General features: G+C 63.9%; 20 protein-coding genes and 2 tRNA genes. 9 read left to right on the forward strand and 13 right to left on the reverse strand.

Annotated elements, in window-relative coordinates:
* Positions 1 to 85: 85 nt before the first annotated feature.
* Complete coding sequence (locus tag LB569_RS23105) at positions 86 to 514, forward strand: L,D-transpeptidase (RefSeq protein WP_140701677.1); 429 nt, start codon at positions 86 to 88, stop codon at positions 512 to 514.
* 68 nt (positions 515 to 582) lie between these two features.
* On the opposite strand, the gene LB569_RS23110 is transcribed toward LB569_RS23105, so the two are convergent.
* From LB569_RS23110 to LB569_RS23155, 10 genes are all read right to left on the reverse strand, one after another.
* Positions 583 to 1566 carry a lipid A biosynthesis lauroyl acyltransferase gene (locus LB569_RS23110; RefSeq protein ID WP_224694229.1) on the reverse strand — a complete coding sequence of 328 codons (984 nt, stop codon included), beginning with the start codon at positions 1564 to 1566 and terminating at the stop codon, positions 583 to 585.
* A gap of 126 nt (positions 1567 to 1692) precedes the next feature.
* Positions 1693 to 2721, reverse strand: coding sequence for a zinc-binding dehydrogenase (locus tag LB569_RS23115; RefSeq protein ID WP_056572508.1), 1029 nt, complete (start codon positions 2719 to 2721; stop codon positions 1693 to 1695).
* A 36-nt stretch (positions 2722 to 2757) separates the two neighbouring features.
* Positions 2758 to 4029 carry a beta-ketoacyl-ACP synthase gene (locus LB569_RS23120; protein WP_224694230.1) on the reverse strand — a complete coding sequence of 424 codons (1272 nt, stop codon included), beginning with the start codon at positions 4027 to 4029 and terminating at the stop codon, positions 2758 to 2760.
* Positions 4030 to 4075: 46 nt separating this feature from the next.
* Complete coding sequence (locus LB569_RS23125; protein ID WP_224694231.1) at positions 4076 to 5266, reverse strand: beta-ketoacyl-ACP synthase; 1191 nt, start codon at positions 5264 to 5266, stop codon at positions 4076 to 4078.
* 55 nt (positions 5267 to 5321) lie between these two features.
* Positions 5322 to 5603, reverse strand: coding sequence for an acyl carrier protein (locus tag LB569_RS23130; protein WP_010909964.1), 282 nt, complete (start codon positions 5601 to 5603; stop codon positions 5322 to 5324).
* Between the two features lie 177 nt (positions 5604 to 5780).
* A complete protein-coding gene (locus LB569_RS23135) occupies positions 5781 to 6923 on the reverse strand; it encodes a slipin family protein (RefSeq protein ID WP_224694232.1) in 1143 nt (380 codons plus the stop codon).
* Between the two features lie 355 nt (positions 6924 to 7278).
* Positions 7279 to 7346: transfer RNA gene (locus LB569_RS23140), tRNA-Met, on the reverse strand.
* 2 nt (positions 7347 to 7348) lie between these two features.
* A tRNA-Tyr gene (locus tag LB569_RS23145) sits at positions 7349 to 7422 on the reverse strand.
* A gap of 226 nt (positions 7423 to 7648) precedes the next feature.
* Positions 7649 to 8197 (reverse strand): histidine phosphatase family protein, encoded by a 549-nt coding sequence (locus LB569_RS23150; protein ID WP_224694233.1) that lies wholly within the window; start codon positions 8195 to 8197, stop codon positions 7649 to 7651.
* 100 nt (positions 8198 to 8297) lie between these two features.
* Complete coding sequence (locus LB569_RS23155; RefSeq protein WP_224694234.1) at positions 8298 to 11318, reverse strand: caspase family protein; 3021 nt, start codon at positions 11316 to 11318, stop codon at positions 8298 to 8300.
* Between the two features lie 106 nt (positions 11319 to 11424).
* Between LB569_RS23155 and LB569_RS23160 the strand changes: the two genes are divergently transcribed.
* The 3 genes from LB569_RS23160 (at position 11425) to LB569_RS23170 (ending at position 15123) form a co-directional block, all read left to right on the forward strand.
* Complete coding sequence (locus LB569_RS23160; protein WP_224535241.1) at positions 11425 to 12375, forward strand: AEC family transporter; 951 nt, start codon at positions 11425 to 11427, stop codon at positions 12373 to 12375.
* 182 nt (positions 12376 to 12557) lie between these two features.
* Positions 12558 to 14015 (forward strand): NAD-dependent succinate-semialdehyde dehydrogenase, encoded by a 1458-nt coding sequence (locus LB569_RS23165; RefSeq protein ID WP_224694235.1) that lies wholly within the window; start codon positions 12558 to 12560, stop codon positions 14013 to 14015.
* 85 nt (positions 14016 to 14100) lie between these two features.
* The gene (locus LB569_RS23170; RefSeq protein ID WP_224694236.1) at positions 14101 to 15123 is read left to right on the forward strand and encodes an aldose epimerase family protein; all 1023 of its coding nucleotides are present in this window, start codon (positions 14101 to 14103) and stop codon (positions 15121 to 15123) included.
* A gap of 4 nt (positions 15124 to 15127) precedes the next feature.
* On the opposite strand, the gene LB569_RS23175 is transcribed toward LB569_RS23170, so the two are convergent.
* The gene (locus LB569_RS23175; protein WP_224694237.1) at positions 15128 to 16051 is read right to left on the reverse strand and encodes a sugar kinase; all 924 of its coding nucleotides are present in this window, start codon (positions 16049 to 16051) and stop codon (positions 15128 to 15130) included.
* 151 nt (positions 16052 to 16202) lie between these two features.
* Between LB569_RS23175 and LB569_RS23180 the strand changes: the two genes are divergently transcribed.
* From LB569_RS23180 to LB569_RS23195, 4 genes are read left to right on the forward strand one after another with little or no spacing between them, the layout of a single operon-like run.
* Positions 16203 to 16652, forward strand: coding sequence for a FixH family protein (locus LB569_RS23180; protein WP_224535233.1), 450 nt, complete (start codon positions 16203 to 16205; stop codon positions 16650 to 16652).
* Between the two features lie 7 nt (positions 16653 to 16659).
* Positions 16660 to 17859: a cytochrome-c peroxidase gene (locus LB569_RS23185; protein ID WP_224694238.1), complete on the forward strand. Its 1200-nt coding sequence runs from the start codon at positions 16660 to 16662 to the stop codon at positions 17857 to 17859.
* Between the two features lie 57 nt (positions 17860 to 17916).
* On the forward strand, positions 17917 to 18240 hold the full coding sequence (locus LB569_RS23190) for a type II toxin-antitoxin system RelE/ParE family toxin (RefSeq protein WP_224535228.1): 324 nt from the start codon (positions 17917 to 17919) through the stop codon (positions 18238 to 18240).
* Positions 18237 to 18551: a helix-turn-helix domain-containing protein gene (locus tag LB569_RS23195; RefSeq protein ID WP_140701663.1), complete on the forward strand. Its 315-nt coding sequence runs from the start codon at positions 18237 to 18239 to the stop codon at positions 18549 to 18551. Before LB569_RS23190 ends, LB569_RS23195 begins: the two co-directional genes overlap by 4 nt.
* Before the next feature lie 4 nt (positions 18552 to 18555).
* On the opposite strand, the gene LB569_RS23200 is transcribed toward LB569_RS23195, so the two are convergent.
* Positions 18556 to 19008 (reverse strand): Lrp/AsnC family transcriptional regulator, encoded by a 453-nt coding sequence (locus LB569_RS23200; RefSeq protein WP_027046935.1) that lies wholly within the window; start codon positions 19006 to 19008, stop codon positions 18556 to 18558.
* A gap of 163 nt (positions 19009 to 19171) precedes the next feature.
* Between LB569_RS23200 and putA the strand changes: the two genes are divergently transcribed.
* Positions 19172 to 22780 carry a bifunctional proline dehydrogenase/L-glutamate gamma-semialdehyde dehydrogenase PutA gene (gene putA / locus LB569_RS23205; RefSeq protein ID WP_224694239.1) on the forward strand — a complete coding sequence of 1203 codons (3609 nt, stop codon included), beginning with the start codon at positions 19172 to 19174 and terminating at the stop codon, positions 22778 to 22780.
* A 12-nt stretch (positions 22781 to 22792) separates the two neighbouring features.
* Here the strand turns inward: putA and LB569_RS23210 are convergent, their stop codons facing one another.
* Positions 22793 to 23107, reverse strand: a complete 315-nt coding sequence (locus LB569_RS23210; protein WP_224694240.1) for an antibiotic biosynthesis monooxygenase family protein — start codon at positions 23105 to 23107, stop codon at positions 22793 to 22795.
* Positions 23108 to 23234: the final 127 nt, after the last annotated feature.

The following is a 23234-nucleotide window of genomic DNA, read 5'->3' on the forward strand; positions in this document are numbered from 1 at the left end:
GTGTGTTATCCCGTTCACCTGCCATTAAAAAGATGAAAAACATCGTGAGGGCAGGCAGGTAGGGCAATCAAAGGGGTTTGGTCGCATGAGAACGTCGTTCTTCAAGGCAGCGGTGCTGGCAACCGCGCTGTTTGGTGCATCGGTCGCGAGTGAGGCAGCCACATTGGTGGCGAATATCGACGTGTCGTCGCAGACGATGACGGTTCGATATGGTTCGGCGGTTTACCGTTGGGCCGTGTCCACAGCCCGTCCGGGCTATTTCACGCCGCGCGGAACGTACCGGCCGCAGCGGACCGCGCGGATGTGGTATTCGCGCAAATACGACATGTCGCCGATGCCGTATTCGGTGTTCTTCCGTGGCGGCTATGCCATCCATGGAACCGGCGCCGTCAGGCAACTCGGCCGCCCGGCTTCGCATGGCTGCGTGCGGCTGCATACGGCAAATGCCGCGGCCTTCTATGCGATGGTGCGCGAAGTTGGCTTCGGCAATACGCGCATCGTCGTCACCAACTAGGCGACAGGCGGCTCACTGATATTGGCTTTGTCGCTGGCGGAGGAACGCACGTTCCGGCCGGCGGCTGGTCAAGTGTTTGCGACGGGGGCCGGTGCCGGGCGCTTCTTGCGCCGCCAGTTGCTGATCTCCCACCTTTTGTGGAACCACATCCACTGGCCGGGATCCTCGCGCACCCAGCGCTCGACGACGTCGTTCAGCATCTGGGTGGTGGCGTGGACGTCGACGTTGCCGTCGACGGTGCGCGGCAGGACCAGCTTGTCCTCGATCTCGAGCCGGAAGCGGTTGCCCGGCAACCTGACGCAGCGCGCCGGGTAGACGTCGCAGTCATAGTGACGCGCTAGGGTGCCGAGCACGCGGTTGCTCTGGCAGGGACGGCCGAAGAAGGTCGTGTCCAGGCCGTTGGAGAATTTCTGGTCGACGAGAACGCCGATATTGCCGCCATTCTCCAATACGCCGGCCAGGGCGAACGAGGCGCCGGCCATCGACGGCAGCAAGCCTCCCATGCTCGAGCGCCTCGTCGAAAGGATGTAGTCGGCGAGGTAGGGGTTGTTGGGCGGGCGAAACAGCGCCGTGATGTTCATGCCGAAGGTCGCGGCCGCCACCGGCAGCAGTTCGAAATTGCCGAGATGGCCGGTGAAGACGATGTGCGGCTGCTTCTCGGCCGCGATCTCGACGAAATGCTCCGTTCCCTTGACCTCGACGCGGCCGGGCTTGCCGGCGGCGGGGTCATAGTCGAACAGGGCGTCGAGAAAAATGTATTCGGCGGCGAGCCGGGCCATGTTGCCCCACATGTCTGAGGCGATGGCCTGGATTTCGCCATCGCTCTTTTCCGGATAGGCCTTGCGCAGATTGTCGATGGCGACTTGGTGGCGTCCGACCCTTGGGCCGATGAGGCGAGCGACGCGGTCGGCAAAATTGAGCGCGCTGTCGACCGGCAGCAGGCGCAGCAGCGACATGATGATCATCGCGGCCCGCGCAACGAGCCAGTAATTCACCTGGCGCAGTTGCCTGCCATAGCGAAATTTCAGGTCCCGGCGAAGCTTCTTCAACACTGAAATCGAGGCCCTAGAGCATGATGCCGAAAAGTGTGAAGCGGTTTTCGGATGACATCATGCTCTATTCCTTGATTTAGAGGCGGATTCAGATTTCAGGTCGATTCGACCTGAAATCATCCGACTCTAGGCGACGCGCAGGATGATCTTGCCGAAGACGTCGCGGCCTTCCATGCGCTTCAGCGCGGCATCGATATCGTCGAAGCCGACCTCGGTGTCGATGACGGGTGCTACCTGTCCCGCCGCCATCTTCTGCATGGCGTTGGCCATGTTCTCCATGCGGCAGCCGAAGGATCCGAGCAGTTTCAACTGCTGCTGGAACAGTTGCATCAGGTTGATCTGCGTCGATACACCGGAGGTCGAGCCGCAGGTCACCAGGCGGCCGCCGCGCTTCAGGCACAGCATCGAGCCGGCAAAGGTGTCGGCGCCGACATGTTCGAAGACGACATCGACGCCCTTCTTCTTGGTCAGCTTGCGTACGACGCCCTCGAAGCGGTCGTCTCGGTAGTTGATGACATGGTCGGCGCCGAGCGCCTTGGCCTTGTCGATCTTGTCGTTCGAACCGACGGTGGTGATGATGGTGCAGCCCATCCGCTTGGCCAGCTGGATCGCCGCCGAGCCGATGCCGGATCCGCCTGCATGGACGAGGATCGTCTCGCCAGGCTGCAGCCTGGCATTGTCGAACAGCATGTGCTCGACGGTGCCGAAGGTGACGGGCGCCACGGCGGCGCCAATGTCGGTCACGCCCGGTGGGGCGGGGACCAGCAGGCGCGCCGGCAGGTTGATCTTCTCCTGCGCGAAGCCGTCGAGATGGAAGCCATGAACCCCCGAAACATGTTCGCAGAGATTGTCGCGGCCTTCGCGGCAGGCGCGGCAGAGGCCGCAGGTGCGCGCGCCATAGATCGACACCAATTGTCCAGGCAGCAGGCTGGACACGCCGGGGCCGACCGCCTCGACCTCGCCGGAGGCTTCGGCACCCACGACCAGCGGCAGCTTGCGCTTGGCGAAGGCCATGCCGCGCCAGCCCCAGACGTCAATATGGTTCAGCGCCACCGCCTTGATGCGCAACGTCACTTCACCCAGAGCGGGTGGCGGGGGAGGCGGCAGGTCCACCGTTTCAAGACGGCGGTCCTCGATAAGTTGCAGTGCGCGCATGAAGCCTGTCGGTTCTGTTAAGCGGAAAGGGCTCGCTTAGACCGGTTCCCGCGCCATGACAAGGCAAGTATTCTGGCCGCCGAAGCCGAAGGAGTTCGACAAAACGGTGCGGACCTGCGCATCGCGCTTCTTGTTCGGCACGACGTCGAGCACGATCGCCGGGTCGGGATTGTCATAGTTGATGGTCGGCGGAATGACGCTTTCGCGCATCGTCATCAGCGAAAAAGCCGCTTCGACCGCGCCAGCAGCCGACAGAGTGTGGCCGATCATCGACTTGTTGGACGAGATCGGCATCGAGCCGATCCGCTCGCCAAACACCGTCGACAGCGACAGGTGCTCCATCTTGTCGTTTTCCGGCGTCGAGGTGCCGTGGGCGTTGACATAGTCGATCTCGTCTTCGCCGAGGCCCGCATCGGCAAGGGCGGCCCGGACAGCGGCAATCGCCGGCGAGCCGTCCGGCTTGGAGCGGGTGCGGTGGAAATCGTCGGCCTTTTCGCCACAGCCGCTGAGGATGCCGACAACCGAGGCCCCGCGGGCAAGCGCTGCCTCCAGCGATTCCAGCACCAGGGCGCCGGCCCCCTCCGCCAACACGAAGCCGTCACGGTCCTTGGAAAAGGGCTTGGAAGCCTTTTCCGGGTTGTCGTTGTGGGTGGAAAGGGCTGACAGCAGCGAGAAGCGGATCAGCGCCTCGGCGGTCGCCGAGCCGTCGGCGCCGATCGACAGCGCCCGGTCGCATTCGCCACGGCGGATCGCCTCGACGCCGAGCTGGATGGCGGTGGCGCCGGAGGCGCAAGCGGTCGACAGCGTGATCGGCAGGCCGCGTGTGCCGAACCGGTCGGCCAGCCGGTCGGCGATCGAGCCGAACTGGGTGGTTTCGAAGACATCGAGTTCCTTCAGGCCGCGCGCTACGCGCAGCAGCCTTTCGGCGCCGGAATCCTGCTTGTCGGAATTGTAGAGCGCGAAGCGCTCGTGCCAGTCGAGCTCGACCGGCGGCGAGGCAAGAAAGAGCGGTCCGCCGAAATCACCGGAATCGAGACCAGATTCGGCCATGGCCTCACGCGCGGCGGTCTCGGCCAGTTCATAGGTGAGGGGGCTGGCACCCTTCGAACTCGATGCCAGGAAATCGACCATGCCGGAGATGCGCGTGTTGAGGTGATCGACCGGGAAACGGGTGATCGGGTGGATGCCCGACTTGCCCGAGGTCAGCGCTGCCCAATTGTCAGCCTTGCCGACGCCGAGCGAGGTCACCACGCCAATGCCGGTGACGGCGACGACGGGCCTGCCCATGTGATCTCTGAAATTGGCCATTCGGGAAGCCCTCTTGATCTCCGCGGCACGATCGCCAAACGCCGCCTCAAGCGGCGTTGACCAGCGCCATGCCCTCGAATTGGTGATAGCCGATCGCCGTTGCAAGGACGCTCGCGGGAATGCCGTCAAATGGCTTCTCGGCAGTGGCGTCAAAGACAGGGTAGGCGGCCTTGCGGTTGACGGCGAGCGCCGCCAGCGCCACGGCGAAGGGAAATTGTGCTTCCTTCATGTGACCGGTCAGCGTCGCGAAACCGCGCGCCGATATCGCCTCGACGGCATCGAGCGCCGCCTTTTCGGCTGATGTCGCCGCGTGCGCGCCGGATGCGCCCGACATGGCGAGCAGCTTGCCGTTTGGCGGCGCCGCCTGTTTGAGCAGGGTAGCGATCTCAGTATCGAGTTCGCCGCGAGAGCGCCTGGCGCGGCCGGAGACGACAGGTCCAAGCTCGGCGTAGATCTTGCGCCCGCGGCTTGTCGCGTGTTCGCGCTGCTCCAGCACCAGGAAGGCGCCGCCGGAACCCGAAACCACGCCACCACCCTCGGCGCCCTGCCTTTGCCAGACAGGTTTCCAGGGGCCGCGATGCAGATAGCCGGCGAGCTCATAGCCGAGCAGCATGTCGGAATGTTCGGTCTGGAAGGCGCCGCCGACCAGAATGTGGGTCGACTGGCCGGAGCGGATACGCGCGGCGGCCGTCTCGACGGCGGCGACGCCGGCGCCTTCCTCACCCATGAAGGTTCTGGACGAACCCGTCACCTTGTGGACGATGGAGATGTTGCCGGCGAGCAGATTGGAAAGCTGCGCCAGGAACAGGGTTGGGCGCAGCTCGGTGGTCAGCTTCTCGTTGAGCAGCACGTCGCGGTCGTTGCGGCTCTCGGACGCGGCGAGAATGTCGGCGTCGACCGCCTCGTCGCGCTCGCCGCCGCCGGCGGCCACCACCATGTCCATGGTGGTGCAGAGCTCGTCATTGCCCTTGATGCCGGCATCGTCCAGCGCAAGGCCAGCCGCATAGGTGCCGAGCCGCTGCCAGGTTTCCATCTGCCGCTGGTCGCCGCGCTTGGCGATCTGCAGGTTCCAGTCGATTTGGGGCAGCGGATGGACCGTGTAGGGCGCAAAGCGCGCGGCTTCGAGCACCGGCTTCTGGCCGAGTTGCGTCAGCTTCTGCCAATGGGCATCAGGACCTTCCCCCAGCGAGGAAACAAGGCCGATACCTGTGATGACGACGTCGTGGGGGCTGCTCATGAGCGGCTTTGTGGGTCAGGCGGCGGAGCGCGTCAAGTCACGCGCCCTGACGGCCTCAGGCGGTCTTGGCGGCGACCAGCGCGTCGATCTTGGCGCACAGGTTCTTCATGACGAAATAGTCGTCGGTCGAAGCCTTGCCGTCATTGACTTCCTGGGTCCACTTTTCCAGCGGCACCTTGATGCCGAATTCCTTGTCGATGGCGAAGACGATGTCGAGGAAATCGAGGCTGTCGATGCCGAGATCGTCGATGGTGTGGCTCTCGGGCGTGATGGTGTCGATATCGATCTCGCTGGTGTCGGCAATGATCTTGGCGACTTTGTCGAACGTGGTGGACAAGGGGCTTTTCCTTCTTTGCGGGCGGAATCTGTCCGCAGCTTGTTTGGGCGCTGTCTAATCGGTTTTTCCCGGCAGGAAAAGGCCTGATGAGCCGGGCGCAGATGGGTAGCGGTCTCCAGAAACGCAAGAAGGGCCGCGGTTTGACCCGGCGGCCCTTCTTGCTGACGTTGGGTAAGCTCAGCTGTCGCGGAGCTTGACCAGATCGTTGAGCAGCCCGCCCGTCCCGTTGTGGACGGTCAGCCGCTCGACCTTGCCGGCGATGGTTTCCAGAGCCTCGAGCTCCTTCAGCCGCAGCATCACCGGGTTTTCGGCCATCACCCTGGCGGTGTTGAGCAGCGAACGCGTGGCGTTCGTCTCCTCGCGGCGGCGGATGACGTTGGCCTCGGCCTGCTTTTCGGCCGAAACCACCTGGTTGAGGATCTCGCGCATCTCGCCCGGCAGGATCACGTCCTTGAGCGCGATGTCGCTGACCTCGACGCCGATCTCGGCCATGTCGGCACGGACCTTGGCCGCGGCTTCCTCGTCGACCGTCACCTTCTTCTCGAGGATCTGGTCGAGGGAGAGCCCGCCCAGCGTCTTGCGGAAGGCGTACTGCAGGGCTCGGTAGAGGGCCTCGGAGAAGTCCTTCACGGCGCTCACCGCCTTGACCGGATCGACGACCCGGTATTCGGCCGCGATGTTGACGCGGATCGTGACGCGATCCTTGGTCAGCACTTCCTGCCCGGCGACATCGAGCGACTGGCGCTTGAGGTCGACGACCTTGATCTGCACCATACGTCCGACGTTCCAGAAGCCGTGCACGCCAGCGGCAAGGGTCCGTACCAGGACACCGTCGATGAACAGCAGTCCGGCCTGTCCATCGACGACCGGGTGGACGGACATCAGCTCCACCTTCCTGGCCTGGCCGAGCCGGCGCATGAGCGCCGGATCGATGGCCAGGTCAGCCGACGTGTCGACCATCGTCACCTTCCACGGCCCGGCATCGGTCCACAGGACGAGCTTGCGATCCGGCGCCAGCACGGCATGCAAATTGCCGTCGCGCTCGATGATGGCGACCTCCGTGCGCCCGGTGCGGACGACGGTGAAATGACGCGCGGCCACGTTCGGGAGCTTGTCGAACAACGCCTTCTCGTACGCCGAAACGAATTCCGGGTTCCTCAGATCGTGCCGCGAGATCTCCAGGCTGCCGCGCCGGTTGGCGAGCCAATGCTCACCCGGCAGCAGGACAGCCTTGATCTCTCCCTTGTAGAGAGTGAGGGCACGTTCGTTTTCCCTGACGAGGACGCGCTCGCGCCCAAGAACTGTATCGAGAATAGTCATTGTCTTACTCCTGTCGGGCATGGCCCCATGCGAGGCGTCAAATCATGCGTCGATCTTCCCTTCGTTTCTCGTTTCACTTCCAATTCCGGCACGAATGATCCGGGGACTGGTGGCATCAATCCGTGGCGGGCCTTCGGGAGCGGATCGCGGGTCAATGAGGCGGGCTCGGAAGCCTTGGGCTCCCTTGCCGGCGACACAGCGCCTTGATCATCACCGCGAGCCTGGCCGCGAGCCGATGGCGTCAAACCTTTCGATCCGGCCTCGGCCCGAAGGCTTCGGCCGTCCGTCAGGCTTGAAGCATTCCAGTCCCCGGACCGTTTTCAGATAACACCTGGCAGGGTGCTGGCTTATCAGGCCAATGGAGAAGGACTCGAACCTTCGACAGTCAGATTATGAGTCTGATGCTCTCCCAACTGAGCTATCCGTGGTGCGGATGAAGGGACTCGAACCCCCGACCTCCGGATTATGTCCGGCGCTCTCCCAACTGAGCTACACCCACGATCCCAATCCTAAAGCGGCGCCGTATACAGGGCGGCAAAGCCGCCTGCACGGGCGGAGACGAAAGCTCCAACCGTTGTGCTCGCTTCGGTTTTCGTGACCGGGAGCGCGCCTATAGCCCCTGCGACGGGTTGTCGCAAGCGACATTGTCGGGGTGGATTCGCGGCTTCTTCCGGAAGTGGCATTTAAGCCACACCGGCTCATCCAGACTTGTGAATGGAATCACTTCAGAAAGTGACGCGGCCGAGCACGCGCAGACCGTCGCCTTGCGGTTCGACGACCACAGCTTCGCCTTCACGTGGCGAGATGCCGGTCAGCGCGACGATATTTTCCAGATGGGTGACCATGACCAGATTGTCCGAGCCGGAATAGGCATGGATTTCCTTCATGATGGCGGCGATCTGCGCTGCCTTCTGGGCATCGTCGCCCTTCAGGAGATCAAGCGGTGCGAACAGTTCCGGCTCGGCCTCGAACGCGATGCGCGCGGTGTCGAGGCAGCGGCAGTAGCGGCTGGACAGGACGCGCTCGACGGGAGCCGCTCGCGCGGCGAACAGGGCGCCAATCTTGCTTGCCTGTTGCTTGCCGCGTGCCGACAGATTGACCTGGGTGGCACAGCTGTCGATATCGAAATTGGCCGGGTCGGTGGTGCCGGTGGTCATGGCGTGGCGCAGCAGCACGACATGCCCGCCGTCACGCAACAGCGCCCATCCGGCGTCCGTCGCATGCGCGGCGGCGGGGACGACAAGCAGGAACAACGCCAAGGCAAATCGGATCATCGCCACCCTTCCAGGAGCCCGCAGCGGACTCCGACCATTCGCATATAGGGATTGGAAAGCGGGTACAAAGACAAGCCGGAGATCGGCAGCGTCTCAGGTCTCACTTTTTGGCGAGTTGCTGCTTCACCAGATCGATCTTCTGGTCGGTCAGCGGGATGGGGATCGGATACCCGGCTTCGGTAAATCCCTGCTTGGCGTTCTCGAAGAACGCGATGGCCTTGAGATACTCCGGCTTGCCGCCGCCATAGCTGGCGCGGTTCCAGCTGACGTCGCCAAGATTGTTCTGCTCGAAGGCCCATTGCATCGGCTGGCTTTGCCTCGTGAACACCTTCAGTGTCGCGGTGAAAGCCGCCTCGGCCTCGTCGAGATATTTGCCGGTCCGTTCGATATTGCCGAGGTTGAGCAGGCTCATGCCGATGCCGTTCTGGGCGTTGGCCCAGTCGACCGGTGCGGTCTCCATGGTCAGCACTTCGAGCGCCGCACGCCGCGCGGCGATCGAATCTTGCAAGGTTTTGGGGTCGGCATTGCTCATGCTCAACCAGTGCAGCGTCGAGCCTAGGCCAGCCTGGGTCAGCGCCCATTGCCGCGGGTTAGTTTCGCGCTTGTATTCGCGCAAGGCGGTGCGGTAGGCCTCGACCGCCTCGCTGTAGTGCTCGGGCTTGTCGATCACGCCGCCAAGAAGCTGCAGCGTGTTGCCGAGATTGTAGTAGCTCATTGCCCAGTCCAGCGGGAATTTTCGCCTGACATAGACCTGGCGGGCCGCCTGGAATGCCGCAACCGACTGCTCCAGCCTGGTCGCGTCGCGGGTGCGCTGGCCAAGCGTCTGGTAGATCGAGCCGAGATTGTTCTGCGCCGACGCCCAGTCCATCGGGAAGCGCTGCCGGGTAAACACCGTCAGCGCGTCGTCATAGGCCGCCGCCGCTTCTTCGAGCGTGCCGGTGCCCATGTCGAAGCGGGCGACGCCGCTCAGCGCATTGCCGAGGTTAAGACGGCTGGTGGCCCAGGAGACCGGGAAGGTTTCACGGGTTCTGACCTCGAGCGCGGCGCGAAAAGCGTCGGCCGCCTCGTTGATCTTCGCCTTGTCGTTGAGCTGGATGCCAAGGGTCACAAGCGTGTTGCCGAGATTGTTCTCGACCATCGCCCACTCGACCGGCGTTTTTGCGCGCGTGTATTCCTCGAGCGCCAGCCGGTAGGCCGCTTCCGCCTGGGCCAGATGCTCGCCGCCGGGTTCGCGTTCGGAGAGCGCATAGAGCGCAAGGCCAAGATTGTTCTGCGAGGACGCCCAGTCGAGCGGAACCTTGTCGCGCGGGCGCTTCTCCAGCGTGGCGCGCATCGCCGCCACCGCCTCGTTCAAGCGCTTCGGGTCGCTCTCGCGTTCGCCGATCTTCAGCAGCACATTGCCGAGATTGTTCTGCGCGGCGGCCCAGTTGAGATCGTCTTTCACACGTTCGAACACGGCAAGCGAATCGCGAAAGATCTGGGCTGCCTCTTCGAGATGCGCGGTCTCGGTCTCGCGCTCGCCGATGTTCTGCAGCACCACCGCCATGTTGTTGCGGGTGATGGCCCAGTCGCGGTTCTGTTCGCCATTGGGAATGAAATTCAAAATAGTGCGATAGGCTGCGATCGCGCCCTGCAGCGAATCCAGGTCACCGGTGGCGTAGCCGTGGGAATTAAGCGCCTCCGCTTCCTGGTTCTTGTAGTTCCAGCGCAGCTTGTCATCCCATTTCTCGGCCAGCGAGAACGCCTTGGCGTAATCGTTGGCGGCCGATTTGTAATCGAAGACCAGCGCCGAGGCGTCGCCCCGCTTGGCATAGATCGCGGCGTCGGCAATGCGCTTCTGCTTGATCAATTCCTCGGCCTGATCGACCGTGTCGTTGGTCTCTTCGACCCGGCCCACGGCATCATCGAGGAATTTTCGCGCCGTGGCGATCGCGCCTTGGCCGATGGCCTTGTCGGCGGAGGCGACCAGGCGTTTGATCTCCGGGTCGTCGGTGCGCAACGCGGCGCGCTCGGACATCATCTTCTTCAGGCGCTCGGCCTGCGCCTGGAGCACTTTTTGCAGGTCGGTCGGATCTTCCGGGATTTTCTCCGTGCCCATCGCCCGCAGCACGCCGTAGAGCGCGTCGAGCGGCACGCCGTCCTGCAGCGAGGCCAGTTCCACCTGCGCCCGCTTGGGGTCGGGCAGGTCGGAGATCGTCAGCAGCAACTGCCGCCGCTCGCCGGTGATCAGCCCATCATCGCCGGTCGGTTCGGGCGGCGCGACACCGAAATAGAGCAGCCGGCGCAGGCTTTCGTTGACCCAGGGACGCTGCCTGGCCTTGGTGTCGAGATAGACCTCTTCCGTCACCATGCGCATGACCGAACCGAACTCGGTGCCTTTCATCGCCGCGAGATGGCGCAGCAAAGCCGCCGCGTAGGGGCTGTTTTCGCCAGCGGCGCCATCGAGCGCCGGACGGCCGGGCTCGGCGGCGAGGCCGATCACCGTGCCGAGGCTCGCGTCGGCGGCCTGCGCGTTGCCGAGGGCCTTGGCGCCGCGTACCGGTTCCAGCCCGCCGGCGCCGATCGGCTCGGCCGAAGCCGTCGGTGCGCGCCGCACCGTGGCATCGGCAGGAAACGGATTGGTGCGGCAGGCGTCGAGCAGCATGATCGTCACCGGCACGGTCTTCTTCAATTCGTCCATAACGGCGGAAATCGGCACCAGCGCCTGATCGGCATCCTTGAGCGACGACATGTCGGCGTCGACCGGAACCAGATAATTCTCGCCACCGGCCTCGATCCCGTGACCCGAATAATAGATGAGAGCGACGTCGGCACCCTCGGCGTCCTCGACGAAGCGTTCGAGATCGCGCTTCAGCTTGCCGGCGTCGCGGTCGCTGACGTTGCGGGCGTCGAAGCCGAGATCGGTCAGCATCTTGGCCATGTCGCGGGCATCATTGGCCGGGTTGGGCAGGGCGGCGATGTGTTCGTATCTGGACTGGCCCACGATCAGCGCCGCGCCCTTGAGGTCTTTCGCCTCGGTTGGCTGAAGCATCGACGCGGCAAGGGAGACAAGCATGGCGACAAACAACGTCAGCCACGCACGCCGGAAAAGACGCAGTTTCGAGGTGTCGACAAAGGTCATTTGTCGTTCCGCCCTGATGATCCAAGCCCTCTATAACCCTGCCAGCCGACGATGATCAAATTCGGGCGCGATTGCGCCGTGAGCGTGGCTCGCCTATCCCTGAAAAATGTCTCCGCTTACCGAAACCGTCCTGTTCGTCTTCAGTCTTGTCGCGCTCGGCTATCTCGCCGGGCTTACGGGCTATCTCAGACCGGCGAGCGGCGAGGGGATATCCGATTTCGCGGTCTCGGTGGCCATGCCGCTGCTTCTGTTCCAGACCATGGTCAATGCCGATTTCCACGGCGTGGCGCCATGGCCGCTGTGGGGTGCCTATTTCACCGCCGTGGCGATCACCTGGGCCGCCGGCCATATCGTCACCACGCGGGTCTTCGGCCGTGACGCGCGCGCCGGCGTCGTCGGCGGCGTCTCGTCCGCCTACTCCAATGTGGTGCTGCTCGGAGCCCCCTTCATTCTTGGCATATTCGGTCCGAGCGGTTTCGAAGTGCTGTCGCTGCTGGTCTCGGTACATCTGCCGATCATGATGATGGCTTCGATCGTGCTGTTCGAGATGTTCGGCCGCGGCAGCGGCGAACAGGTCCATCCCTTGCGCGTCGTCAGAAGTTTCCTGCGGCGGCTGTTCATCAATCCGCTGATCATCGGCATTCTCCTGGGCCTCGCATGGCGCCTGAGTGGCGTGCCGCTGCCGAACCTCGCCATGCGGTTGGTCGATGCGCTGGCCGACACCGCCGGGCCGGTGGCGCTGTTTGCCATGGGGCTCAGCCTGCGCCGCTTCGGCATATCGGGCAATGTCCGGCCGGCGCTGGCGCTTTCGGCGCTGAAACTGTTCCTGATGCCTGCGCTGGTCCTCGCCTTCGTCTGGCTGCTCGGCCTGCCGCCGCTGACGGCCAAGGTGGCGGTCGTGGTGGCGGCACTGCCATCGGGCATCAATTCCTATCTCATCGCCGTCCAGTTCAACACCGGCCAGGCGCTGGCGTCGAACCAGATGACCATCGCTACCGCCTGCGCGGCCGTCACCACGGCTTTCTGGCTGACGGTTGTCCTGCATGTTTTCGGGTGAGGTTGACGGCGTCGTGCGCCGGTCGCTCTCGTTACCGGCTGGTCCAACCCCTATATGCCATCTTGCGATTGCTTGCTGGGCTTTCCCTAGGTTAAGAGCAATGGCTTCAGCGTGCGGCCCTGCCTGCGCTTTACCGAAGACATCCAGATAGCGGCCCGTGAGCGCCGAACGGAGGCTAGACCATGCTTCAGAAAACCAGCCATTTCATGCGCCAGGCCAATCTCATCAACGGCGAATGGGTGCAGGCCGACAGCGGCCAGACTGTCGATGTGAACAATCCGGCCACCGGCCTCAAGATCGGCACGGTGCCGAAGTCGGGCAAGGCCGAGACCCGCCGCGCCATCGAGGCCGCCGACGAAGCCTTCAAGACCTGGCGCAAGACGACCGCGCTCGAGCGCTCCAAGCTGCTGCGCAAGCTGCATGACGCGATGATGGACAATCAGGACGTGCTGGCCGAACTGCTTACCATCGAGCAGGGCAAGTCGCTGTTCGAATCGAAGGGCGAGATCGGCTCGGCCGCGGCCTATATCCTGTGGTTCGCCGAAGAAGGGCGCCGCACTTATGGCGACGTCGTGCCCTCGCCATGGGCGGATCGCCGCATCCTGGTGACCAAGGAACCGGTCGGCGTCATTGCCGCCATCACGCCGTGGAATTTCCCGTCCTCGATGCTGGCCCGCAAGCTCGGTCCCGCACTTGCCGCCGGCTGCACCGCCGTGGTCAAGCCGGCGTCGCAGACGCCGTATTCGGGTCTCGCCTGGGGCGCGCTGGCCGAGGAAGTCGGTTTTCCCAAGGGTGTCGTCAACATCCTGACCGGTGCCGCCGGCGAGATCGGCGACGAGATTTGCGCCAATCCGCTCGTCAAGAAGATCACCTTCACCGGCTCGACCGAGGTCGGCAAGATCCTGATCCAGAAATCGTCGGTCACGGTCAAGAAGGTGTCGATGGAACTCGGCGGCAACGCGCCGTTCATCGTCTTCGACGACGCCGATATCGAGCGTGCCGTTGCTGGCGCGATCACCGCCAAGTATCGCAATTCCGGCCAGACCTGCGTCTGCACCAACCGCTTCCTGGTCCAGGCCGGCGTCTATGACAAGTTCGTCGAGAAGCTCGCCGCGGCCAGCAATGGACTGAAAGTCGGTTCCGGCCTCGAAGAAGGCGTCCAGCAGGGGCCGCTGATCGATGAGAAGGCGGTCGAGAAGGTCGAGGAGCTGATCGCCGACGCCACCGCCAAGGGTGGCAAGGTCGTCGCCGGCGGTCATCGCCATGCACTGGGCGGTTCGTTCTTCCAGCCGACGGTCATCGCCAACGCGACGCCGAAAATGCGCTTCATGAAGGAAGAGATCTTTGGGCCGGTCGCACCCGTGTTCAAGTTCGATACCGAGGAAGAGGCCGTCGCGCTCGCCAACGACACCGAGTTCGGCCTCGCCTGCTATTTCTATACCGGCGATCTCGGCCGCGCCTTCCGGGTCATGGAAGGCCTGAAATACGGCATGGTCGGTGTCAATGAAGGGCTGATCACCACACCGGAAGCGCCGTTCGGCGGCGTCAAGGAATCCGGTCTCGGCAAGGAAGGCGGCCATCAGGGCATCGAGGACTACCTCGATACCAAATATGTGTGCATCGGCGGCCTCGGCCTCTGATAGGCTGGTGCTGGGGCAGGCCGGCAAACCTGCCCCAGGCTGAACAACCAGCCGAAGTCCTTTGGATCCACTGGCATTTGCGGGCATGACGATGAAGGACGGCGAGGTTTTCGGCACGACGCAGGCGGGCGAACCGGTCCGCCGCTTCACCATCAGGGGCGGCGGCCTTACCGCCAATGTCATCGGGCTCGGCGCCATCGTCCAGGATCTGCGCCTGACCGGGCACGACGCGCCGCTTGTCCTCGGCTACAACAATCTGGAAGCCTATGAGACCGACACCGGTTTCTTCGGGGCGGTGGTCGGGCGCTACGCCAACCGCATCGGCGATGGCCGTTTCACCATTGGCGGCAACCGCTACCAGACCGAGCGCAACTTCCTCGACAAGCATACGCTGCATGGCGGCTCGCAAGGCTATTCCCACAGACCATGGACGGTTTCGCTGCATGGCAGGGATTTCGTCACGCTGACGCTGCATGATCCCGACGGCGCGATGGGCTTTCCCGGCGCGCTCGACGTCACCTGCACCTACCGGCTGAAGATTCCCGGAACGCTCAGCGTCGAGCTGACGGCGACCTGCGAGGAGCCGACGCTGTGCAATCTCACCCAGCATTCCTATTTCAACCTCGATGATGGCGGCACCGGCGACATTCTCGACCATCGCATGATGCTGAACGCCGGCGCCTATCTGCCTGTCGACGGCGACATGATCCCGACCGGCGTGGTCAAGCCGGTTGACGGCACACCCTTCGATTTCCGCCAGGCGCGGCCGTTGCGGATGGAAACGGAAGGCGAGCAGTTGCCCTACGACCAGAATTTCTGCCTTGCCTCGGCGCGCGGTCCGCTCAAGCAGGCGGCATGGGTGCAAGGGGCGAATTCCGGCGTCGAGATGGAAGTCTGGACCACGGAGCCCGGCGTGCAGCTCTATACCGGGCAATATGTGACGCCGCGCACCGGCCTGGGAGGACGGAACTACAAGGCCTTCAGCGGCTTCTGCCTGGAGCCGCAAATTTGGCCTGACGCGCCGAACCGGCCCTATTTCCCGCAGGCGACGCTATGGCCTGGCGCGATCTATCACCACGTGACCGAATACCGCTTCCGGCAGGGTTAGCTTTTCAAGACTTGTCGAACGCTGCCCGCAGCGTCTCGAACGGCGCCAGCGCCCCTCGAACCTGGACGACGGCAGCGGCAACGCGATGGCCCCGGCGGGCGGCTTCCCGCGGATCGTGGCCGGCAAGACGAGCGGCGAGATAGCCGCCATTGAAGGAATCGCCGGCGCCGGTCGTGTCGGCGGGCATCGCGACATGGATTGCAGGCACGTCCTGAAATGATCCGTTTTCGGCAATCAGTGCCGGCTGCTCGCCGTTCTTGACCACGATCTCTTTGACCAATTGCGCGAGGCGATCGGCGGTCGCCTCTGGTGTCTCATCTCCAAACAGCATCTGCTCGTCCGGAAAGGTCGGCAGCGCGATATCGGTGACGGCAAGCGCTTCGACGATCGCTGCCTGTGCGTCCTCGCGGCTGCGCCACAGCCGTGGCCGGTAGTTGGGATCGAAGGCGACCGTCGAGCCGGCGGCGCGCGCCTTCGCCACGGCCGCCAGAAGTGTGGCACGCGCGGCCTCGTCCAGAATTGCCAAAGTGATTCCGGAAAAGTACACAAGAGATTGATTTTGCAGATTTTCCGATAGTGCTGCCGGATCCGACGCGAGCTGCCGGGCGGCGGCGTCGCCGCGCCAGTAGGTGAAGGAGCGTTCGGCGCCGGTCAGCGTGATGGCATAGAGGCCTGGCCGCGCGCCTGGTATGACCGGGCTGGAGCCGATGCCGATGCCGTTTTCGGCGAAGAAAGCGATCTGGCCCTGCGAGAAAGGATCGTCGCCGAACGCCGAGACATAGGTTGCGGGCCGGTCGCCGTTCAGCGCATGCAGCGCCCACAGCGTGTTGAACGTGTCGCCGGCAAACCCCATGCGCCAGTTCGGCCCGGTCTGGCCGGAAAGTTCGAGCATGCACTCGCCGATCGACGCAATGCCGTTTCCCACCATCTGCGATCCTCCAGTGATTTCGGTGCTGTAGCTTTTTGCCGGACGCAGCGCCATGCTTGGCAAGCAGGCATTTTTGCGCCACAGCGTTTTCCCACAGGCTGGCGGGATGCGATCCGCCCGGCGGAGCGTTGTCCGCAGAAGAGGAACCGGTTTGGCATCGTTATGGCGTTATCTCCTGGCAGGTCTTGGTCTGGCTGCTTTGCTGGCCGGCGTACTCGCGGCCGTCTACCTGACCGCGCCGCAGTCGGGGCAACCGCTCGGCCCGGATGTCTCGCGGACGAAGAAAACAGACAATGGACTCTACGTGACGAGCTTCGTGCCGGAACGTGGTGTCGTGCGGCAGGGCGAACTGGAAGCCTGGGTGCTGACGCTGAAAACCAAGACCGGGGCTTCGGTGGAGCGCGCCGCGATCGCCATCTCCGGCGGCATGCCGCTACACAATCACGGTTTGCCGACCAGCCCGCAGGTCACCGATTATCTCGGCGAGGGCCGTTACCGCATCGAGGGACTGAAATTCACCATGAGCGGCTGGTGGCAGCTGCGTTTCGCCATATCGTCCGGCGCGGGCTCCGATACGGTGCTGTTCAACGTGGTGCTGTGAGCGGTCGATGAGGCGCCTTTTCTGCTCTCTGGCGCTGGCCATGGCCGCCATTCTTGCTGGTTGCGGCAAGCCGGATTTTTCCGATGCGGAGAAGCAGACGATCGCTTCGCTCGCGCTGAACACGCTACCGGCGCTGAAGCCCGACACCACCAACCGGTTCGCCGATATGCCGGCCGCCGCGGCACTCGGCTCGACGCTGTTCTTCGATGTCGGGATGAGCCACGACGGCACGGTGTCCTGCTCGACCTGCCACAAGATCGACCGCCAGTTCCAGGACGACCTGCCGCAGGCGGTGGGCGTCGGCCGCACCAACCGGCGCACCATGCCGCTGGCCGGTGTGGCGCGCGACCCCTGGTTCTTCTGGGATGGCCGGCGCGACAGCCTGTGGGCGCAGGCGCTGACACCGCTCGAAAATCCGCTGGAACAGGCGGGAAACCGCACCGCCTACGCGCATTACATGAAGGCGCGCTTCGGCGAACGCTACGAGCGCATCTTTGGGCCATTGCCTGATTTTTCCGGCATTCCGCCGAATGCCAGCCCGCTCGGAAGCGATGCCGAAAAGGCTGCCTGGAACGCGATGAGCGATACGCAGCGCGATGCGGTCAACCGCGTCTATGCCAATATCGGCAAGGCGATCGCTGCTTTCGAACGCTCGATCGAGCCGGCGCCGACGCGCTTCGACCGTTTCGCGCTGGACCTTTCCACGGGCGCCGAGCCGAAAGGCGATGCCATTTTTTCCAGAGAGGAAATCCTCGGGCTGAAACTGTTCATCGGCAAGGCCAATTGCGTGACCTGCCATAACGGCCCGCGCTTCACCGACAACAGCTTTCACAACACCGGTGTGCCGCCTGTCGCGGACCTGCCGCCGGATCGCGGGCGCGTCGATGCGGTGGCCCAGGTCGAGGCCGATCCGTTCAACTGCTTCGGCGCCTATCGCGACGGCGACGCCAGTGCCTGCGGCGAGCTGCGCTTCATGGTCAAGGATGCGCCGGAACTGGTGCGTGCCTACAAGACACCATCGCTGCGTGGGGCTGCGACACGGCCGCCTTACATGCATGCCGGGCAGTTTTCATCGCTCGACGAAGTGGTGGCTCACTATGCCAAGGCTGCACCAAGCGTCGAAGGCACCTCCGAGGTTCATCCGCTGGAACTCTCTGACCGCGAGCGTGCGGAACTGGTAGCGTTTTTAAAGACGCTGGCGGAGTGAGAGGCAGCGGGCAAGTCGGTGTTGAAATAATATTGCAAAAAAGGTATATTTCGCGCGATGAGCTGGACCGTTGCGTTTCTCAATGTTGAGGTGAGGCAGGAGCTCGAAGCTCAGCCGAAAGATATCCTGGCCAGCTTCCTTCGAATATCGCGTTTGGTCGAAGAGCATGGGCTGCAAAAGGTCCACGAGCCCTATGTAAAGCATCTGGAAGGCAGGCTTTGGGAGATGCGCATGAAGGGTCGTGATGGTATCGCCCGTGCTATTTATGTAACTGCTGCCGAACGTCGAGTGGTTGTGGTGCGAGTATTCGCTAAAAAGACCCAGAAGACGCCTCGAAGCGAGGTCGAGCTGGCCCTCAAGCGAGCAAAGGAGGTTCTATGAGCCGGAAAACAATTCTCGTTGAGGACGCCGCAAAGGAGTGGTTCAAGGACCCGGAGTTCGTTGCCGAATATGAGGCGCTGGACGAGGAGTTCGCGATCGCCGAAGCTTTGATCAAGGCCCGTGGCGAAGCGGATATGACGCAGGAAGAGGTCGCTGTCGCCATGGGCACCACGCAGGCGGTGATTGCTCGCTTGGAGAGCGGTCGAAACATGCCTTCCACTCGGACCCTGCAGCGTTTTGCCAAGGCGACGGGCTCGAAGCTTCGCATCCGCTTTGAGCCCGGGAAGCCAAAGTCACGTACTGGCCACTGAACCCCTATCTGTCCTTCACCGTCTCCATCGCCACGAAGGTCGAGGTCTGGGCGACATGCGGCAAGGCCGAGATGCGCTCGCCGAGCACGCGGCGGTAGGCGGCGATGTCCCGGGTGCGGACCTTCAGGAGATAATCGAAGCTCGACGCCATCATGTGGCACTGCTCGATCTCCGGCACGGCCTGGACGGACCGGTTGAAAGCATCGAGCGCGGCGGATCGGGTGTCAGACAATTTCACCTGGACGAAGGCGACATGGCCTTCACCCATGCGCTCGCGGTCGATGATCGCCTGATAGCCTCGGATGTAGCCGTCCTTCTCCAGCCGCTTCACGCGCGCCTGCACCGGCGTCTTGGACAGACCGACCTTTGCCGCGAGCTCCGACATGGAAAGCCGGCCATTGCCGGCCAGCGCTGACAGGATGTTCCTGTCGATGCGGTCCAATTGGTCTTCTGTCATCGAAAACGTAGCCTAAATCCGTGATTTCTGGCCATATGATAGACCGATTGAACTTCCATGTCGATTTTTTCGGACCGCCTGAAATCCAGCACTTGTGCTAGCTTGCGCCATTCGGTCCGGTGACCGCCGGTCCGCTCCCTGATGCTTGCTTCACAGGACCGCCATGCCGCTCGACGCCATCCGCCAGCAGATCCGCGCCAATTATTTGCCCGACGAAGACGAGGCTGTCAGACGGTTGGCCACGGCGACAGGCCTGTCGGCCGCAGACCGCAAGGCGATCTCGACCCGCGCGGCCGATTTGGTGCGGGCGGTGCGGGGCTCCACCGATCCCCGGCTGATGGAAGTTTTTCTTTCGGCCTACGGGCTCTCCACCAAGGAAGGCGTGGCGCTGATGTGCCTGGCCGAGGCGCTGCTGCGCGTGCCCGACACCGAGACGATGGATGATCTTATCGCAGACAAAATCGCGCCGCACGACTGGTCGGCGCATTCCGGCGGTTCGAGCTCGATCTTCGTCAACGCCTCGACCTGGGCGCTGATGCTGACCGGCCGCGTGCTAGATGAAGGCGAGGGCGGCATCGAAGGCACGCTGCGCTCGATGGTGCGCCGTCTGGGAGAGCCGGTCATCCGCAAGGCGGTGGCCGCCGCCATGCGCGAGATGGGCGAGCAGTTCGTGCTCGGCCGCACCATCGCGGAAGCCGTCAAGCGCGGCCGGCCGATGACGCAGAAGGGTTATCTCTATTCCTTCGACATGCTGGGCGAGGCCGCCCGCACCGAGGCGGATGCGCTGCGTTATCACAAGGCCTATGCCGACGCCATTTCCTCGCTCGATGCCGGCTCCAACGGCCCCGATATCCGCCACAACCACGGCATCTCGGTCAAGCTCTCGGCGTTGCATCCGCGCTACGAGGTGGCGCAGAAGGAAGAAATGCTGCCCGTGATGGCCGAGCGGCTGCTGTCGCTGGCGCTCGCGGCCAGGCATTCGCGGATGGGACTCAACATCGATGCCGAGGAGGCGGATCGCCTCGATCTGTCGCTCGATGTGATCGAGCGGGTGCTTGCCGAACCGGAACTTTCTGGCTGGAACGGTTTTGGCGTCGTTGTGCAGGCCTATGGGCCGCGCGCGGCCTTCACCATCGACTGGCTCTATGCGCTGGCGAAAAAGTACAACCGCAACATCATGGTGCGGCTGGTGAAAGGCGCGTATTGGGACACCGAGATCAAGCGGGCGCAGACGCTTGGGCTCACTGGTTATCCCGTCTTCACGCGCAAGGCCAACACCGACGTTTCCTACATGGCATGCGCGAAGAAACTGCTTGGCATGACCGACCGCATCTATCCGCAGTTCGCGACCCACAATGCCCACACCGTCGCCGCCATCCTGTCCATGGCCGACAACCGCGACACCTTCGAGTTCCAGCGCCTGCATGGCATGGGCGAGGCCTTGCACGAAACCGTGCGCCGGTCGGAGGGCACGCGCTGCCGCATCTATGCGCCAGTCGGCGCGCATTCGGACCTGCTTGCCTATCTGGTCCGCCGGCTGCTGGAAAATGGCGCCAACTCCTCTTTCGTGCATCAGCTGACCGATGAGGAAGTCGAGCCGGAAGATATCGCGCGCGATCCGCTGGAGACGATCGAGAGCCAGGGTCCCGCCGCCAATCCGGCGATTGCCCGGCCATCCCAGATCTTTGGGATCGGGCGCCGCAACTCGAAAGGATTCGACATTACCGACACGGTGACGCTGGCTGCAATCGACAAGGCCAAAGCGGCTTTTGCCGGGCCGGATCGCTGGCACGCCAAGCCGATCACGCGCGCCGCCGGCTATGGCAAGCAACGCCCGATCGTCAATCCGGCAAAGCCTTCCGAGATCGTCGGCACGGTTCACGAGGCCGCCGCCAAGCAGGTCGCGACCGCCGTGCGCATCGCTGTCGAGGCGCAGCCGGCCTGGGCAAAACGGCCGGTTGCCGAGCGTGCCGCGATCCTCAACCGCGCGGCCGACCTTTACGAGGCCAATGCGGTCGAGTTCTTCGCGCTCGCCACCCGCGAGGCCGGCAAGTCGCTTGCCGACGGCGTGGCCGAGGTGCGCGAGGCCGTCGACTTCCTGCGCTACTACGCGGCGGAAGCGGCGAATGCCGAGGCCGGCACGCAGGCGCGGGGCGCCATCGTGTGCATCTCGCCATGGAATTTCCCGCTCGCCATCTTCACCGGCCAGATCGCGGCAGCACTCGTCACCGGCAATTCGGTGATCGCCAAGCCCGCCGAGCAGACGCCGCTGATCGCCTTCCGCGCCGTCGAGATGCTGCGCGAGGCCGGCGTGCCGGAAGACATCATCCAGCTTCTGCCGGGTGACGGTCCCTCTGTCGGCGCTCCGCTGACGGCGGATCCGCGCATCGCCGGCGTCTGCTTCACCGGGTCGACCGAGGTCGCCAAGCTGATCGAAAAACAGCTGGCCGAGACGGCGGCGCCTGATGCCATGCTGATTGCCGAGACCGGTGGTCTCAACGCCATGATCGTCGATTCCACCGCGCTGCCCGAACAGGCGGTGCGCGATATCCTGGCCTCGTCCTTCCAGAGTGCCGGCCAGCGCTGTTCGGCGCTGCGCGTGCTCTATGTGCAAAAGGACGTCGAGAAGAAGATGCTGGAGATGCTGAAGGGTGCCATGGAAGCGCTCAACATCGGCGATCCCTGGCTGATCTCGACCGATGTCGGCCCGGTCATCGACGACGAGGCGCAAAGCTCCATCCGCGACTACTGCACGAAGATGGGCCTGCAGGGCCGGCTGCTCGCCAAGCTCGAAGCCCCGAAAGACGGGCGCTTCGTCGCGCCGCATGTCTTCCGGGTCAAGGGCATCGAGGAGATGGAACGCGAAGTGTTCGGGCCGGTGCTGCATGTCGCCAGTTTCGATGCCGATCAGATCGACAGCGTCATCGCCGCCATCAACCGCAAGGGTTATGGCCTGACCTTCGGTCTGCACACCCGTATCGAGGGCCGCGTCCAGCATTTCGTCGACGGCATTCATGCCGGCAACATCTACGTCAACCGCAACCAGATCGGCGCCGTCGTCGGCTCGCAGCCCTTTGGCGGCGAAGGGCTTTCGGGCACCGGACCGAAGGCCGGCGGGCCGCACTATCTCAGGCGTTTCCGCAAGGGACCGGAAGCCGGCACGGAAGTCGGCGAGGGCCACAAGGTGACGGCGACCGAACTTGCCGACAACCTGCCCGATCCGACGCTCGGCGGCTGGTCGACGCGGCCGGACCGGATCGCCATCCTGAGGAAGCATCTGCGCGGCAAGGGCGCGGCGGCGATCGGTGCGGCGGCTAGCATCGATTTCGGCCAGGTCGATTTGCCCGGGCCGACCGGCGAGGCCAACACGCTGTCGCTATCGCCGCGCGGCCGGGTGCTGTGCCTGGGTCCGGACGGCGACACGCTGCTGGCGCAGACCATTCAAGCACTTGCCGCCGGCAATGCGGTGCTGGCCGTCGCGCCAGGCGCCCCGGCGGCGCTCTCCGCGTTGACCGGCAAAGGCCTGCCGCTGGCGGCCATCGACGGCCGCCCCGATCCCGTCGAGGCGCGCTCGCTGCGTGTCGACGTCGTTGCCTTCTCTGGCACGCCCGAGGCGGCGCGTATTGTGCGCAAGGTGATCGCCGAGCGTTCGGGCCCGATCGTGCCGCTGGTCAGCGAAGTGCTTTATCCGGCTGCTTATGCGCATGAGCGGGCCGTCTGCGTCGACACCACGGCGGCGGGCGGCAATGCCAGCCTGCTTGCCGCGGCATAGACTGGCAAGTTCTCAGGCACCCTCGACGACGGAAAAGCCCTCGAATTGCGGGTGGCCGAGATAATGGACTTTCGTCGTGCCGACGTTGCGGTGGGCGGCGCGAAAATTCTCCGATCTGGTCCAGGCGACGAAATCCTCATGGCTCGCCCACACCGTGTGCGACGCAAACAGCGTATAACCTTCGGTCTCGTTGACCGGGCCGCGCAGCAGATGGAACTCGCGAAAGCCTTTCATCTCGGCAAGGCTGGAATCGCGGTTCTTCCACACGGCTTCGAAATCGGCCTCGGAGCCGGTCTGCACCTTGAAGCGGTTCATGGCGATGTACATGGAATTCCTTTCTGATCGTCGGATCGCGCTGATTGGCGAATGGTTTGGGCGGCAAGGCAGGACCCTCAGAACGGTCCAATTGCGCCTGTGAACACCAGGCTGTTGCCTACCTTGGGTGGGATGGGCG

It is taken from the genome of Mesorhizobium sp. BH1-1-4 (genome assembly GCF_020165665.1).
GTDB lineage: Bacteria > Pseudomonadota > Alphaproteobacteria > Rhizobiales > Rhizobiaceae > Mesorhizobium.